At 64.9% G+C, this 14,455-nt stretch carries 12 protein-coding genes and 1 pseudogene; 8 read left to right on the top strand and 5 right to left on the bottom strand.

Translation table 11 applies throughout. From position 1 onward, the window contains the following. The 5 genes and pseudogenes from J3S20_RS27855 to J3S20_RS27835 all read right to left on the bottom strand — a co-directional run. Positions 1–287 (bottom strand): annotated as a pseudogene (locus J3S20_RS27855) (hypothetical protein); the annotation flags it as partial. Continuing rightward, complete coding sequence (locus tag J3S20_RS27850) at positions 287–628, bottom strand: hypothetical protein (RefSeq protein ID WP_216840198.1); 342 nt, start codon at positions 626–628, stop codon at positions 287–289. The pseudogene J3S20_RS27855 and the gene J3S20_RS27850, both read right to left, overlap by 1 nt. A 33-nt stretch (positions 629–661) precedes the next feature. Beyond that, entirely contained in the window at positions 662–1,234 is a 573-nt protein-coding gene (locus J3S20_RS27845; RefSeq protein WP_027286252.1) for a sigma factor, read from the bottom strand. A 90-nt stretch (positions 1,235–1,324) separates the two neighbouring features. After that, positions 1,325–2,299: a winged helix-turn-helix domain-containing protein gene (locus tag J3S20_RS27840; protein WP_027286253.1), complete on the bottom strand. Its 975-nt coding sequence runs from the start codon at positions 2,297–2,299 to the stop codon at positions 1,325–1,327. Beyond that, the gene (locus J3S20_RS27835) at positions 2,262–3,494 is read right to left on the bottom strand and encodes a hypothetical protein (RefSeq protein ID WP_156910205.1); all 1,233 of its coding nucleotides are present in this window, start codon (positions 3,492–3,494) and stop codon (positions 2,262–2,264) included. Before J3S20_RS27835 ends, J3S20_RS27840 begins: the two co-directional genes overlap by 38 nt. Positions 3,495–3,875: 381 nt before the next feature. Between J3S20_RS27835 and J3S20_RS27830 the strand changes: the two genes are divergently transcribed. The 8 genes from J3S20_RS27830 (at position 3,876) to J3S20_RS27795 (ending at position 14,401) form a co-directional block, all read left to right on the top strand. Continuing rightward, a complete protein-coding gene (locus J3S20_RS27830) occupies positions 3,876–4,307 on the top strand; it encodes a DUF2924 domain-containing protein (protein WP_456305714.1) in 432 nt (143 codons plus the stop codon). Further along, positions 4,304–5,656 carry a recombinase family protein gene (locus J3S20_RS27825; protein ID WP_027286256.1) on the top strand — a complete coding sequence of 451 codons (1,353 nt, stop codon included), beginning with the start codon at positions 4,304–4,306 and terminating at the stop codon, positions 5,654–5,656. The genes J3S20_RS27830 and J3S20_RS27825 overlap by 4 nt, the downstream gene beginning before the upstream one ends. Next, positions 5,653–6,072 (top strand): hypothetical protein, encoded by a 420-nt coding sequence (locus J3S20_RS27820; protein WP_037302132.1) that lies wholly within the window; start codon positions 5,653–5,655, stop codon positions 6,070–6,072. Before J3S20_RS27825 ends, J3S20_RS27820 begins: the two co-directional genes overlap by 4 nt. 53 nt (positions 6,073–6,125) lie before the next feature. Further along, positions 6,126–8,288 carry a type I restriction-modification system subunit M gene (locus tag J3S20_RS27815; protein ID WP_216840197.1) on the top strand — a complete coding sequence of 721 codons (2,163 nt, stop codon included), beginning with the start codon at positions 6,126–6,128 and terminating at the stop codon, positions 8,286–8,288. A 93-nt stretch (positions 8,289–8,381) separates the two neighbouring features. Then, positions 8,382–9,710 carry a restriction endonuclease subunit S gene (locus J3S20_RS27810; RefSeq protein ID WP_216840196.1) on the top strand — a complete coding sequence of 443 codons (1,329 nt, stop codon included), beginning with the start codon at positions 8,382–8,384 and terminating at the stop codon, positions 9,708–9,710. After that, on the top strand, positions 9,707–10,357 hold the full coding sequence (gene darT, locus J3S20_RS27805; RefSeq protein WP_216840195.1) for a type II toxin-antitoxin system toxin DNA ADP-ribosyl transferase DarT: 651 nt from the start codon (positions 9,707–9,709) through the stop codon (positions 10,355–10,357). Before J3S20_RS27810 ends, darT begins: the two co-directional genes overlap by 4 nt. Positions 10,358–10,373: 16 nt before the next feature. Next, positions 10,374–11,435: a type II toxin-antitoxin system antitoxin DNA ADP-ribosyl glycohydrolase DarG gene (darG, locus tag J3S20_RS27800; protein ID WP_216840194.1), complete on the top strand. Its 1,062-nt coding sequence runs from the start codon at positions 10,374–10,376 to the stop codon at positions 11,433–11,435. Continuing rightward, positions 11,432–14,401, top strand: a complete 2,970-nt coding sequence (locus tag J3S20_RS27795) for a type I restriction endonuclease subunit R (RefSeq protein WP_216840193.1) — start codon at positions 11,432–11,434, stop codon at positions 14,399–14,401. The genes darG and J3S20_RS27795 overlap by 4 nt, the downstream gene beginning before the upstream one ends. Positions 14,402–14,455 lie beyond the last annotated feature (54 nt).

The raw sequence follows: 14,455 nt of genomic DNA, 5'->3' as shown, positions 1-14,455 counted from the left end.
CAATCCACCTTCTTCGGCAGATCGACCGCGATCTCCACGGCGCCGTCCTGGAAGCGGACCGTGCCGGTGTCCTTGCCGGCAGCGGCACGGGCGCCGATGGCGCGCTGCTCGTAGCGGAGCGCGATCGCGGCCTCGATCCAGTCCTGCATGCGCTTGGCGGCATCCAGCGCCTCGCGCGCATCGGTCTGCAGCAGCGCCAGATGCTCGGCGGGCAGCGCGATGACGTCGCTCACCTGCATGTGGCGCAGCGCGTCGAGGGTCGGGCGGTTGGTGCGGAGCGCGTCCATCACGCGGCCTCCGCGAGCAGCATCGGCAGGATGGCGGAGGAGGCGCGGCGCGGGCGACGGCGGGCGACGAGGATGTAGTCGTAGTCCTCGTAGCCGTGGCGGCGCTGCACGATGTCGGCAAGGCCGAGCTCGGCCAGCTTCCAGGCGCGGGCCGCCAGGCGCTGCAGCGCGGTGCGCTCCGGCTCGGGCAGGCACTGCAACTGCGGGCAGACCTGCCGGGCGAGCGCGCCGCGGTGGTAGGTGATGCTGTCGCCGGGAGCCGCGGCGCCCAGCCAGGCGCAGAGGGAAGCCTCGGTGAGAGGCGCCACCACTGCGCGGATGTCGGTGATGCTGGTGTCCATGACAGCCATTACTCATCCACCTCCAAATCCGTATCAGGCGGCGGAGGGGATGCCGGCGGCGAGCAGCCGCAGGCGGATTTCCCGGATGCGGCGATAGATGCGCATGCGCGGCATCGTCTTCTGCTCGCCGAACTCGTGCGGCGTGTGCTCGCTGAGCGCTGCGCAGAGCGGGTAGTCCTCGGGGGCGACTGCGCCGGCCGCGCGCTCCAGGTCGAGGCGGCGTTCCAGCGCGCCGATGGCGTCGGTGGACTGGCCGCACCACGCGCCGTATCCATCCGCCTCCGCGATGGTGTCGCCCAGCGTCAGGCCTTCGGTGTTGGGAACGGCATCGTCGAGGGAGCGCGGATGGCGGGCAGCGCGCTGGCGACGGGCTTTGCCGGCGATCAGTGCGGCAGCATTCCGGATGCAGACCCGAGCGAAGGCGCCGAACTCGCCCTTCGCAGGGTCGTAGGCAGGAAGACGGGTCAGAAGATCGACAAGAAGATCCTGGCGGAAGTCTTCGCGATCCTCAGGCGGCAGGCCGAGGCTGCGGCACAGGGCCGAGGCTGCAACGCCGGCGAGATGGTGGGCCGGAGCGAGGTCGGGGAGATTGGGGCGGGAAGCCATCGGTGGTCCTTTCCATCGAGTTGATGGGCGGACCGTGCCGTTCGCGGGGGGATTCAACCTGTGTGGAAGCTATCCGAACCTATGTGGAAGCTATTCTGCTCGTGCGTCCGAGCGTCGAAACCAGATGCGGTCAGCCGGCAGCCGAAGCTCGTACCCTACACCGCGAACGGTCCGGATGAGCGCGTCCGAGGCTTTCTCTTCCGGTGACGCTGCTGCCGCAATGACCTTCTTGATGGCCGAGATGACCAGTGTCACCTGCTCGTCTCTCGGCTCCTCGCCATGGGTCGAGTATCTGGCGAGAACATCCAGGATCGCACCCCTCGAAACGATGGGATCGCGGTCGGCAGCCGCACCGGCGAGTTCTCGCAGGGCGTGGAATTCACGGGGGGTCAGCGAAAGCTCGCTGCCCCGAAAGGCCGCAACCGAGCGAATCTCGTCGATCTGCAGAGCATCCTCGCGCGGAGACGCATCCTGTCCGCTGACAAGATCGTCGAGCAGGATTCGGAAAGGCGCGGGCAGGGCGCCAGCTATGCGCTCGGCGACGGGGCTGATGGTGACGCCGAGTGGCTGAATCAAACGAAGCGTCTCGGGACTGAGGAAGCGCAATGTCGGTGTCATGATGATCACGCGACCCGCACCATGGCGTGCCTTGATGGCCGACAAGGTGTCCAGCGCATTCCGGTCGGACAGGAGTCGTACCAGGTAGACGCCGCACGGGTACGGTTTGGCCGGGACGGCACCGATGCGCACAACCCGTGCGTCCAGCAGTTCCAAAGGCGGACCCGTGATCCCGCTGTCGCGGCGGATTGCGACCGCCGTCGCGCGAAAGTCGATGTCGAGCGAACGCGCATGCAGATCATCTTGGACGACGGTGAGGTAGGGCTCGCCATCAACAAACTCGACATCCGCTGCGTCCGCCTCGTCCAGCGGTGGACGCCAGGCCAGGATGCCCACTTGGCGGAGGTGATCTCGAAGCGGCTCCCACCCTACGCAGGCTGCGGCGGGCAGCGCGCGGATGGGATGCAGATCAATCTGCTGCAGCAGCGAGGCGAGCAGGGTCGTCATCCATCAGAAATCCGTTGAGCCGAAGGTGCTCGAATATCCGGGCCTCGAGCAGATGGTCGCGAAAGGAGACTGTGTTGGGCACCTTGATCGCGACCGTGACGTCGCGTCGCTCCCCGTCGATTTCGAAGCGCATCCGCATCTTCAGCCCCGATACCCTCAAGGTCGAGAGATCGATGTCTGGACACACGCGCTCGACCCGGGACACGGAATTCAGGGTGTCGGTCATGCGGAGGCTCCACGGGGAACCTCCGCGGCCGCCTTTGCCTGCTTGCCCCTCATCGATCTCGATCTCGACGACCTTGACGCTTTTCAGATCGTCGTCCCAGTCGTTCTCGAACTTCCAGGTGGTGCCCTTCTTTTCGATGGGCGCCAGATGGTAAAGTTGATCGCTCTTCGGACCAAAGAAAAAGTCGGGATCGTCGAGGAGATGTTCGGCGAATAGGTGCACCAGCTTCAGGCGCTCGACCTTGGCGCGGGCCGCCACCTTGATGAGCCCCGTCTCCGGCTCGAAGCAAATGGCGTCTGCTGTGATCTCGCGGACAGGACGTGTCGTCTGCCGGCCGCCCTCTTCTACGGGAAGGATCACGGCGTTCATCCCGTGCTCGACCAGCAGGTTGATGTGGGTGGCTTCCGGGTACCAGTAAACGTCGCAAATGCGCCCCTGGTAACGTCGCGCGAAGTATTCCCGGCAGGCGGCTTTGAAGGCTTCCCGTGCCGTCTCGTCCTCGTGCCGCGGCACCACTCCTTTCCTGGCTCCGATCAGCCTGAGGGGGGATGATGCGAAAAACGCGTGCCGATGGACCGCTCGCTGAAAGATATCGCGGTGGTGCAGGTAGGCGATCAGCGCGAGATGGCGCGCGGTCAGGCGCTTCCGATCATCGGCGGGTGCCGGTTCGGCCTCCTCGGCCAGTCGCACGCCGCGCTCATCGGCAATCTCCTGAAGCGCCCGCGCTCCATTCGGTGTCGAAAGTGTCAGTATTGAGTGAAGCGCATCCAACAATATATCGGGGAACTCGTCACCGCGCTCCCGGAAGAGGTGGAAGAGGGCATCCCGCTGGGCAGATTCGTCTTCAGGAAGCTCAAGCCACTTAAAGGCCATGTCTGGCTCATGCGGCGCAAGGAGTTCTTGAAGAAGGCCAAGGTCGACCGTCTGCATGAACAGGCGGTTCACGAAGTTTCGGACGTTCTTGGCCAAGCGAAGCTCCAATTGATGATTCGTAATCTTTCTATCGGAGGTTGTGAGCACGGCGCAACGGTCACGTGATACGGATTCTGGCCTTGCCGAGTAATGGCTTGGGATGAGCCTTCCCGCATCCGGCCCGATGAACCAGCAGCTCCCGTCGCACCTTCGGGAGGTTTGCTCGATCCTGGCCGCCGGCCTGGTGCGGCTGCGCAGCCGCGCTGCCGAAGACCATGCGCGGGATGCACAGATAGCTCGGGGGGTGGGAGACGTTCGCCTACACTCCACCGCCCACCAGCGCCTGCATGCGAACCCCAACAGGAAGGGACTCGCATGACCAGACGATCCACTGCGCCCGCGCTAGCGCCCACAATCCCGAAGATTCCACCGACGCAGGTGCTGCCGCGGCTCGCCGCGCTGCAGGCGGCGCCCACCGCCGCGCTGAAGGAGCAATGGCGGGAGTTGTTCGGCAAGGAGCCGCCGCCCTGGAACCGGGCCTACATCCAGAGCCGACTGGCCTATCGCATCCAGGAATTGGCCTATGGCGGGCTGAAGCCCGAGACCGTTGACCGGCTGGTGGCGCTGGGCGAGCAACTGGATGGCGGCAACGTCGTCCTGCGCCGAATCCGCGCCGACAGCCGCCCGCTGGCCGGCACACGCCTCATCCGGGAATGGCAGGGCGTGCAGCACGTGGTCACCGTGCGCATCAACGACTTCGAATTCGAGGGGCGGCCGTATCAGTCGCTGTCGGCCATCGCGCGGCACATCACCGGGACGCGGTGGAATGGCTGGACGTTCTTCGGGCTGCGCGCGCGGGGTGATGCATGACCCGTCGCGCCCGCATCGAGCCGGCCATGCCGGCGACGACCAAGAAGCTCCGCTGCGCTGTCTATACGCGTAAGTCTACCGACGAAGGGTTGGAAAAGGAGTTCAACACACTCGACGCGCAGCGCGACGCTTGTGAGGCCTACATCACCAGCCAGCGAGCCGAAGGCTGGGTACTGGTCCGCGACCGCTACGACGATGGCGGGTTCTCCGGCGGCACGCTGGAGCGGCCGGCGCTACAGCGCCTTCTGCGCGACATTCAGGCCGACCTGGTCGACGTGATCGTGGTCTACAAGATCGACCGCCTGTCTCGCTCGCTGATGGATTTCGCTAAGTTGGTGGAGGTGATGGATGCGCACGGCGTCACTTTCGTGTCCGTCACCCAGAGCTTCAACACGACCACCAGCATGGGACGGCTGACGCTGAACATCCTGCTCAGCTTCGCGCAGTTCGAGCGAGAGGTCATTGGCGAGCGGATCCGCGACAAATTCGCCGCCTCGCGCGCTCGCGGCATGTGGATGGGGGGCAAGGTGCCGCTCGGCTACGATGTCGTGGCACGGAAGCTGGTGGTGAATGAGGAGGAGGCACCGCGGGTGCGCCGCGTGTTCGAAATCTTCGCCGAGACAGGATCGGGCATTGAGACGGTGACTCGCCTCCGGGCGGAGGGCGCCACCAGCAAGGCAGGGCGAACGCTCGACAAGGGCGACGTCTATAAGCTGCTGAACAACCGGACCTATGTCGGCGAGGCCGCGCACAAGGGGCAGATCTATCCCGGTGAGCACCAGGGCATCGTGCCGCGGGAGCTGTGGGACCGGGCGCACGCCGTGCTGCAGGTCAGCCCGCGGGTCCGCGCCAACCAGAATCGGGCGCAGACGCCGGCGCTGCTGAAGGGGCTGATCTTCGGCGTGGATGGCCGGGCGCTGTCGCCGACCCACGCCCGGAAGAATGGCCGGCTCTACCGCTACTACGTGGCCCAGCGGGTCCTGAAGGGTGATGCGGCCGGCGACGCCAGCATCGTGCGCCGGGTTTCGGCGGCGGAGATCGAGGCGGCGGTGGTGGATCAGGTGCGGGCGCTGTTGCGGCAGCCGGAGATCGTGGTCGGCACCTGGCGGGCGGCGCGCAGGGAGGCGCCCGACCTGACTGAGGGCGAGACGCAGGACGCCCTGCATCGGCTCGACCCGCTCTGGGAGCATCTGTTTCCCGCGGAGCAGGCGCGGATTGTGCGGTCGCTGGTGGAGCGGGTGGTGGTAGGGCCGGCTGGTGCCGACATTCGGCTGCGGCTTGACGGGCTCGGCGGACTCGTCCGCGACCTCGGCGCCATTGCGCCCGATGCGCTGAGGTCGGCAGCATGACCACGGCGACCAGCATCACGGTCCGGGTGCCGCTGGCCATCCGGCACCGGCCGGGCAGGAAGACGGTCGTGATGCCCGATTCGCAGGTTTCGTCTTCGACCACCACCCGCGCCGACCCTGCCCTGGTGAAGGCAATAGCCAGGGCGCATCGCTACCAGCGCATGCTTGACCAGGGCCTCCACGGGTCGCTGACCGAGTTGGCGGCGGCCGAGAAGATGGATCGGTCCTTCCTGGGGAAGCTCCTCAGCCTGACGCTGCTGGCGCCGGAGCTGGTCGAGGCGATCCTGGAGGGCCGGTGCGACGTCGGCCTGCCAACTCTGCTTCGGCCCTTCCCGGCATCCTGGCACGAGCAGGCCAGCGCCTTGGCCGCGGGGAGCAGGCCGCCTTCGTTGCGGGAGACCAGGGCAAGAGGCTAAGGTGCCGCATCGGCTGCGGCACCCTCTGGGACTTGCGGCAAGAGGGGGAATTCTTGAGCGGGTTGAATATCTCGAACTTCATTTGGGGAATCGCCGACGACGTTCTCCGGGACGTTTATGTCCGCGGAAAGTACCGTGACGTCATCCTGCCGATGACGGTCATTCGCCGGCTTGACGCGATACTTGAACCGAAGAAGGAAGCGGTTCTCGCCCGCAAGGCGTTTCTTGACGAGAACGGAGTCCGGGACCAGGACCAGCCCCTGAAGCAGGTGGCCGGCGAGGCCTTCTACAACATCTCGCCCTTCACGCTGCGCGACCTCACCGCGAAAACGCGCCAGCAGCAGCTGAAGGCCGACTTCACCGCCTACCTCGATGGCTTCTCGCCGAACGTCCAGGACATCCTGACCAAGTTCAAGTTCCGGAACCAGATCGACACGCTGGTCGAAGCCGATGCGCTCGGCCCCCTCATCGACAAGTTCCTCCATCCATCCGTCAACCTCTCCCCCTATCCGGTGAAGGATGAGGACGGCCGGGTGCGTGTGCCTGGTCTCGACAACCACAGCATGGGGACGATCTTCGAGGAGCTAATTCGTCGCTTCAACGAGGACAATAATGAGGAGGCTGGCGAGCACTTCACGCCGCGCGACGTCATCGAGCTGATGGCGAACCTCATCTTCCTCCCTGTCGCAGAGCGCATCGAGTCCGGCACCTATCTCATCTATGACGCCGCCTGCGGAACGGGCGGCATGTTGACGGTCGCGGAAGAGGCGCTGACCAAGCTCGCTGCAGATCATGGCAAGGAGATCAGCACGCATCTCTTCGGCCAGGAGGTGAACGCCGAGACCTACGCCATCAGCAAAGCCGACCTGCTGCTGAAGGGCGAGGGGGCCGAAGCGGAGCGCATCCAGCACGGCTCCACGCTCTCGTCAGATGCGTTCCCCTCGCTCGAATTTGACTTCATGCTGTCCAACCCACCCTACGGCAAAAGCTGGAAGACCGACCTCGAGCGGATGGGCGGCAAGAAGGATCTGAAGGACCCGCGCTTCGTCATCCAGCATGGCGGTGACGCTGAATTCAGCCTCGTCACGCGCTCCTCGGACGGGCAGCTGATGTTCCTGGCCAACAAGCTGGCGAAGATGAAGCGCAGCACGCCGCTCGGCAGCCGAATCGCCGAGGTGCACAACGGCTCATCGTTGTTCACGGGTGATGCGGGATCTGGCGAGAGCAACATCCGCCGCTGGGTGATCGAGAACGACTGGCTAGAAGCCATCGTCGCCCTGCCGGAGGGCATCTTCTACAACACGGGCATCGCGACCTACGTCTGGGTGCTGAGCAACCGCAAGGCCGATGAGCGACGAGGCTTGGTGCAGCTGATCGACGCGACGGCATGCTCCCGCCCGCTACGCCGCAACCTCGGGAAGAAGAATTGCGAGATGGGGCCGGACGACATCCGAGAGGTCTCCGACGTCTTTCTCAGCCAAGCCAATCTGCCGGAGCCGGCAGCAGCGGGTGAGGTGCGGCGTGTGCGCACCAAGGTGCTGCCGAACGCTTCCTTCGGCTATTGGAAGGTGGTTGTGGAGCGTCCGCTCCGGCTGGCCGCACGGCTTGATGATGCCTCGCTGCGCAGCCTGCGTCGCGCCGCGGTGGCGGCGAAGGACGAGGCGCTCGCTGACCTCGTTGACGCAGTGGCGCCGACGCTCGGCGCCGGTCCCCACCTGGACATCAACGCCGTGCTCGCGACGATCCGCACCGCGGCCGCGGCGAAGGACGAATCCCTGACCGCCAAGCGGGAAAAGCTGCTGCTGGCCGTGCTCGGGCGGCGCGACCCGAAGGCGGCGCCGGTCATTCGCAAGCAGTCGAAGCCCAAGCCCGGCACCGAGCCAGAGCAGGAAGCGCTGCACGGCCGCTACCAGCAGAAGCTGGGTGGCCGCACGGTCGTGGTGGAGTACGAGCCCGACCCCGAGCTGCGCGACACGGAGCAGGTGCCCTTCCTGGAGGAGGGCGGCATTGAGGCCTTCATCCGACGCGAGGTGCTGCCGCACGCGGAGGATGCCTGGGTGGACGAGGACCGGACGGAGATCGGCTACGAAATCTCCTTCACGCGCCACTTCCATCAGCCGAAGCCGTTGCGCGACCTGGCTGCGATCGAGCAAGACATTCTGGCGCTGGAGCGGGAAGCCGCGGACCTGCTACGCCAGGTCGTTAGCGCGGCCTGAACCATGGGGTCGAAGCTATCGCCTTATCCAGAATATCGTGAGAGCAGCCTTGCTTGGCTGCCACGAGTGCCGAGCCAGTGGGATGTTCGGCGCTTGAAGTATGTCTTTCGTGAGGTGGTCGACCGGACCGAGACCGGCGAAGAAGTTCTGCTGTCTCTCCGGCAATTCCGGGGCTTGGTCCCACATAAAGACGTCTCGAAGAAGCCGATCGATGCCTCGGACGTGATCGGCTTCAAGCGTGTCCAGGCTGGTCAGTTCGTACTGAACCGCATGCGCGCTTCGAGCGGTATGATGGCATTCTCCACGCGCGATGGCTTGGTCAGCCCGGACTACGCGGTCTTTCAACCCTTATGCCCGGCCGACCCTCGTTTCCTCGTCTACCTCATGCAGACCCGCGAGCTTGGCGCCGAATTCCGACGGCAGTCGAAGGGCCTTGGAACCGGGACCGCAGGCTTCCTACGACTTTACACGGATCGGTTCGGGGCAACGGCTATTCCCTTCCCGCCACCCGAAGAGCAGCGACGCCTTGCTGATCACCTTGACGCGCACGGGCGGCTGACGACACGTCTGATCCGGAACCGACGCCGCATGCTTGCTGTGCTGAAGGAGCGCCGTCAGGGCATTATCAACGACGCCGTAACGCGGGGCGTCAATCCGGCCGCGGCCATGAAGGCAACGCCGCTCGACTCGGTCCCGCTGATCCCGTCGCATTGGCAGTTGAAGCGGCTGAAATACCTGACCCGCTTCTCCAATGGCATTGCGTTCAAGCCCTCGGATTGGAAGGACGCGGGTACGCCGATCATCCGCATCGAGAACCTCAACGGGAGCGACCAGTTCAACTACACAGATCGGGCGGACCTTCCAGAGCGACTGCTGATTCAGCCGGGAGACCTACTGTTCGCTTGGTCAGGCAACCGCGGGACGTCATTCGGTTCCTTTGAATGGGATCGGGCCTTCCCCGCATACCTCAACCAGCACATCTTCAAGCTGGAGAGCTTCTCGCTTCATCGCCGGTTTTTCTTCTACGCCCTGCGCGCAGTCACCAAGCGGGTCGAGGATAACGCGCACGGCATCATCGGCCTGGTGCACGTGACGAAGCCCGAACTCGGCGCGATTGAGGTCCCCGTACCGCCGCCCGACGAGCAAGAGGCGATCGCCAACCACCTCGACCGTGTGCTGGGCGAGATCAATGCCGCAGCTGAAAAGCTCGTTAGAGAGATCAAGTTGGTCGAGGAGTACCGGGAGCGCCTGATTGCCGACGCAGTTACCGGGAAGCTCGACGTCCGCGCCGCAGCCTTGGCGATGCTCGCCGACGAGAGCGACGGCGAGGCTCCGCCTTTGGAGGATGAGGAGGCAACGACAGCCGAGGATGCCGACGACGAGGACAATGCCGACGTGGCGCTTGCCGAGGTCGATGAATGACGGCTGCACCGCCAGCGAAGCCGAAGATCTACCACATCCTGCATGTGGACCGGCTTGCCTCAGTGGTGGCGAACAAGCGGCTCTACAGCGATGCCGCCATCAGGGCGCGCGCCGGTGCCGGAACGGTCATCGGCATGCAGGGGATCAAGGACCGCCGGCTCACGCTGCCGGTTACCTGCCACCCGAAGACCTATGTCGGGGACTACGTTCCGTTCTACTTTTGTCCTCGCTCGATCATGCTCTACTTGCTATATATGGGGAACGCGCCGGGGCTCGATTACCGGGGCGGCCAAGTCCCTATCGTCACGCTTGAAGCGGACCTCCACACCGTGGTGGAGCGCGCGGACAAGGTGGGGCGACGGTGGGCCTTCTCGCTTGGGAATGCCGGCGCGAACTATCAGTCGTTCAGGAAAGACTTGAGCCAGCTCAGCGATATCAACTGGACGGCGGTCCAGGCCACGGATTTCCGCTCATCCGATGTGAAGGAAGGCAAGCAGGCTGAATTTCTCGTCCACGAACGCTTCCCGTGGTCTCTTGTCGAGAGGATCGGCGTTCGGACCATCGATATGCAGAAGCGCGTGAGGGAAATACTGGACGGCGCGGACCACATGCCGCCTGTTCAGGTCCGGACGGACTGGTACTACTGATGCGGAGGAGAATCGGATGATCACCAGCAAAATCGGAGACCTCCTCGCCGAGCCGGCCGAGGCGCTGGTGAACACCGTGAACTGCGTGGGCATAATGGGCCGCGGCGTGGCACTTCAGTTCAAGAATGCCTTCCCGGAGAATTTCAAAGCCTACAAGGCCGCGTGCGACCGGGGCGACGTGCAGCCTGGCCAGATGTTTGTCGTCGAGGTCGGACAGCTGACCCGGCCGCGCTGGATCATCAACTTCCCCACTAAACGCCACTGGCGCGGCAATAGCCGGATCGAGGACATCGAGAGCGGGCTCGTCGCCCTGGCCACCGAGATCCGGGCGCGGGGCATCCGCTCCATCGCCATCCCGCCGCTGGGCAGTGGCCTTGGCGGCTTGGAGTGGCGCGACGTCAAGCCGCGCATCGTCGAGGCGCTGCGCGGCATCAACGATCTCGAGGTCATTCTGTTCGAGCCCGCCGGCGCCCCCGTGGATGGCCGCGGCATGGCCTCGAGCAAGGTCCCGCCGATGACCGCCGGCCGGGCTGCGCTGGTCGGGCTGATGCACCGCTATCTGGGCGGCCTGATGGACCCGTTCGTGACGCTGCTGGAAGTGCACAAGCTCATGTACTTCATGCAGGAGGCCGGGCAGCCCCTGCGCCTGCGCTATGCCAAGGCGCCCTACGGCCCCTTCGCCGAGAACCTCGGCAATGTCCTCGCCCAGGTCGAGGGGCATCTGGTTGCGGGCTACCGTGACGGCGGCGACGCCCCGGACAAGCAGCTCACCCTCGTGCCGGGTGCCGTGGATGACGCCATGACCTTCCTCGAAGGAGAGGAGGCGACGCGGGCGCATTTCGATCGCGTGGCTGCGCTCGTCCAGGGCTTCGAGACGCCGTTCGGGCTGGAGCTACTCTCTACCGTGCACTGGGTCGCCAAGGATGCCCCGGACGCGACGCCGGCGGACATCGTCGTTCGTGTGCATGGCTGGGGTGAGCGGAAGCGCCGCTTCTCGCCGCGGCAGATCGGCCTGGCGCTCGACACGCTGGCCGGTCAGGGCTGGCTGCCGGGCCGCGTGACCACGCCCGCGGCGTGAGTACCGACACCAGCGAGAAGGGCCTCGAAGCGCTCATCGCGCGATCGCTGGTCGATGACGCCGGCTATGTGCTCGGCGACCCCAAGGACTACGACCGCGACCACGCGGTGGATGTGCCGAAGCTCCTGGCGTTCCTCCGAGCCACACAGCCCGAGGCGGTCACGCAGCTTGGGCTGGAGGATGAGGCCAAGCGCCTCAAGTTTCTCCATCGCCTGCAGGGCGAAGTTGCGAAGCGCGGTGTGATCGACGTGCTTCGCAGCGGGGTGAAGGACGGCCCTGTCTCCGTCGAGCTGTTCTTCGGCACGCCCTCGGCCGCGAATGCCAAGGCCGTCGAGCTGCACGTCGCGAACATCTTCAGCGTCACGCGGCAGCTGCGCTACGCCAAGGATGGCGGTGCGCAGTCGCTCGACATGGCGACCTTCATCAACGGACTGCCGATCTCCACCTTCGAGCTCAAGAACAGCCTGACGAAGCAGACCGTCGCGGACGCGGTCGAACAGTTCAAGCGCGACCGCGATCCGCGGGAGGCGCTGTTCAAGTTCGGGCGCTGCGTCGTCCACTTCGCCGTGGACGATGCCGAGGTTCGGATGTGCACCCATCTGAAGGGGAAGGAGTCTTGGTTCCTGCCCTTCAACAAGGGCTGGAACGATGGAGCCGGGAATCCGCCCAACCGAGCCGGGTTGAAGACCGACTACCTGTGGCGCGACATGCTGACCAAGCCGCGCCTGACCGAGATCCTGGAGAACTACGCTCAGATCGTCGAGGAGCGGGACGAGCACGGCAAGAAGAAGCCTCCGCGCCAGGTGTTCCCCCGCTACCATCAGCTCGACGTGGTGCGGGAACTGCTGCGCCACGCCGGGGATCACGGTGTCGGGCGGCGTTACCTGATCCAGCACTCGGCCGGCAGCGGCAAGAGCAACTCTATCGCCTGGCTCGCGCATCAGTTGGTCGGGTTGGAGCATGCGGGGCGCCTGGCATTCGACACCGCAATCGTCGTGACCGATCGGCGGCTGCTCGACAAGCAGATCCGGGACACGATCAAGCAGTTCGCTCAGGTGGCATCGGTTGTCGGGCATGCCGATCGGTCCGGCGCGCTGCGCGAATTCCTGAAGACGGGCAAGAAGATCGTCATCACGACGGTGCAGAAGTTCCCGGTGATCCTCGACGAGATCGGCGATGAGCATCGTGGCAAGCGCTTCGCCATCATCATCGACGAGGCACATTCCAGCCAGGGCGGCCGCACCTCTGCCAAGATGAACATCGCCCTCTCGGGCGCTGGCGGCGAGGGGCAGGAAGAGGACGAGACGGTCGAGGACACGATCAACCGGATCATGGAATCGCGGAAGGTCCTCCCCAACGCCAGCTACTTCGCCTTCACGGCCACGCCGAAGAACAAGACGCTGGAGGTGTTCGGCACGCCGTTCACTGAAGGCGGCGTCACCAAGCACCGCCCCTTCCACACCTATACGATGAAGCAGGCCATCCAGGAAGGTTTCATCCTGGACGTGCTGGCCCAGTACACGCCCATCCGGAGCTACTACCGCCTGGCCAAGGCGGTGGAGGACGACCCCGAATTCGACTCCAACCGGGCGAAGAAGAAGCTCCGCAGCTACGTCGAGGGGCACGAGCACGCGATCCGCCAGAAGGCGGAGATCATGGTCGATCACTTCCACGACCAGGTCATCGCCCGAAGGAAAATTGGTGGTGACGCGCGAGCGATGGTGGTGACGGGGGGCATTCAGCGCGCGATCCAGTACTTTCACGCGTTCCGAGATTACCTGCGGGAGCGGAAGAGCCCGTACCAGGCCATCGTCGCCTTCTCGGGCGAGCATGAGTATGGCGGGCAGAAGGTCACCGAGGCATCGCTGAACGGCTTCCCGAGCAGTGCCATCGAGGAGCGCATCCAGAAGGACCCGTATCGGTTCCTGATCTGCGCCGACAAGTTCCAGACGGGCTACGATGAGCCCCTGCTTCACACGATGTACGTGGACAAGGCGCTCTCCGGGGTAAAGGCGGTGCAGACCCTGTCGCGGCTCAACCGTGCGCACCCGAAGAAGCACGACACGTTCGTGCTCGATTTCCAGAACGATGCTGACGTGATCGAGGCGTCCTTCGCGCCCTACTACCGCACGACGATCCTCAGCGAGCAGACCGACCCGAATAAGCTGCACGACCTGAAGGCCGCGCTCGACGGCCACCAGGTGTACGACGCGGCTCAGGTGGACGACCTCGTCGCCCGCTACCTGTCCGGCGCGCCACGGGATGCTCTGGACCCCATCCTGGATGCCTGCGTCGCCACATACCTGAGCGACCTGGATGAGGATGGACAGGTCGACTTCAAGGGGAAGGCGAAGGCGTTCGTTCGGACCTACGGCTTTCTGGCGTCCATCCTGCCGTACACCAATGCGGAGTGGGAAAAGCTCGCCACCTTCCTCAATTTCCTGATCCCGAAACTGCCAGCGCCGCGGGAGGAAGACCTATCGAAGGGCATCCTCGAGGCGGTCGACATGGACAGCTACCGGGTTGAGGTCCAGGCATCGATGGCTGTGGCCTTGCCGGACACCGATGCCGAGGTCGATCCAGTGCCGACCAGTGGCGGCGGCCGAAAGCCAGAGCCCGAACTGGACCGACTGAGCAACATCATCCAGGCGTTCAACGACCAGTTTGGGAACGTCGACTGGAAAGACGGGGACAAGATCCGGAAGGTGATCACCGAGGAGTTGCCGGCCAAGGTGTCTGCGGACAAGGCCTTCCAGAATGCGGTCCGGAACTCCGATCGGCAGAATGCCCGAATAGAGCATGACGCAGCTCTCCAACGGGCGATGAACGACCTCGTCGCGGACCACGTCGAGCTTTTCAAGATGTTCCAGGACGACCCGTCGTTCCGGAAATTCCTCACGGACAACATTTTTGCCGCCACCTATCGGCCCGATAAGGGGTCCGGCTCGGGTGCGTCGCCGCCCTGAGTTGGCGCCGGGTTGTCATTGGCAGGCGAAGCCGACCGCAACTCAAAGCAGTGC

This window comes from Falsiroseomonas tokyonensis, assembly GCF_019024325.1.
GTDB classification, from domain to species: Bacteria; Pseudomonadota; Alphaproteobacteria; order Acetobacterales; family Acetobacteraceae; genus Falsiroseomonas; species Falsiroseomonas tokyonensis.
The sequence above is the reverse complement of the archived record's forward strand: the minus strand, read 5'-3'. Positions and strand labels throughout refer to the sequence as shown.

Bases quoted from the DNA above. Each gene is read 5' to 3' on its own strand.
- J3S20_RS27850 (WP_216840198.1), bottom strand. From the start codon at position 628: ATGGACACCAGCATCACCGACATCCGCGCAGTGGTGGCGCCTCTCACC.
- J3S20_RS27845 (WP_027286252.1), bottom strand. From the start codon at position 1,234: ATGGCTTCCCGCCCCAATCTCCCCGACCTCGCTCCGGCCCACCATCTC.
- J3S20_RS27840 (WP_027286253.1), bottom strand. From the start codon at position 2,299: ATGACGACCCTGCTCGCCTCGCTGCTGCAGCAGATTGATCTGCATCCC.
- J3S20_RS27825 (WP_027286256.1), top strand. From the start codon at position 4,304: ATGACCCGTCGCGCCCGCATCGAGCCGGCCATGCCGGCGACGACCAAG.
- J3S20_RS27820 (WP_037302132.1), top strand. From the start codon at position 5,653: ATGACCACGGCGACCAGCATCACGGTCCGGGTGCCGCTGGCCATCCGG.
- darT (WP_216840195.1), top strand. From the start codon at position 9,707: ATGACGGCTGCACCGCCAGCGAAGCCGAAGATCTACCACATCCTGCAT.
- darG (WP_216840194.1), top strand. From the start codon at position 10,374: ATGATCACCAGCAAAATCGGAGACCTCCTCGCCGAGCCGGCCGAGGCG.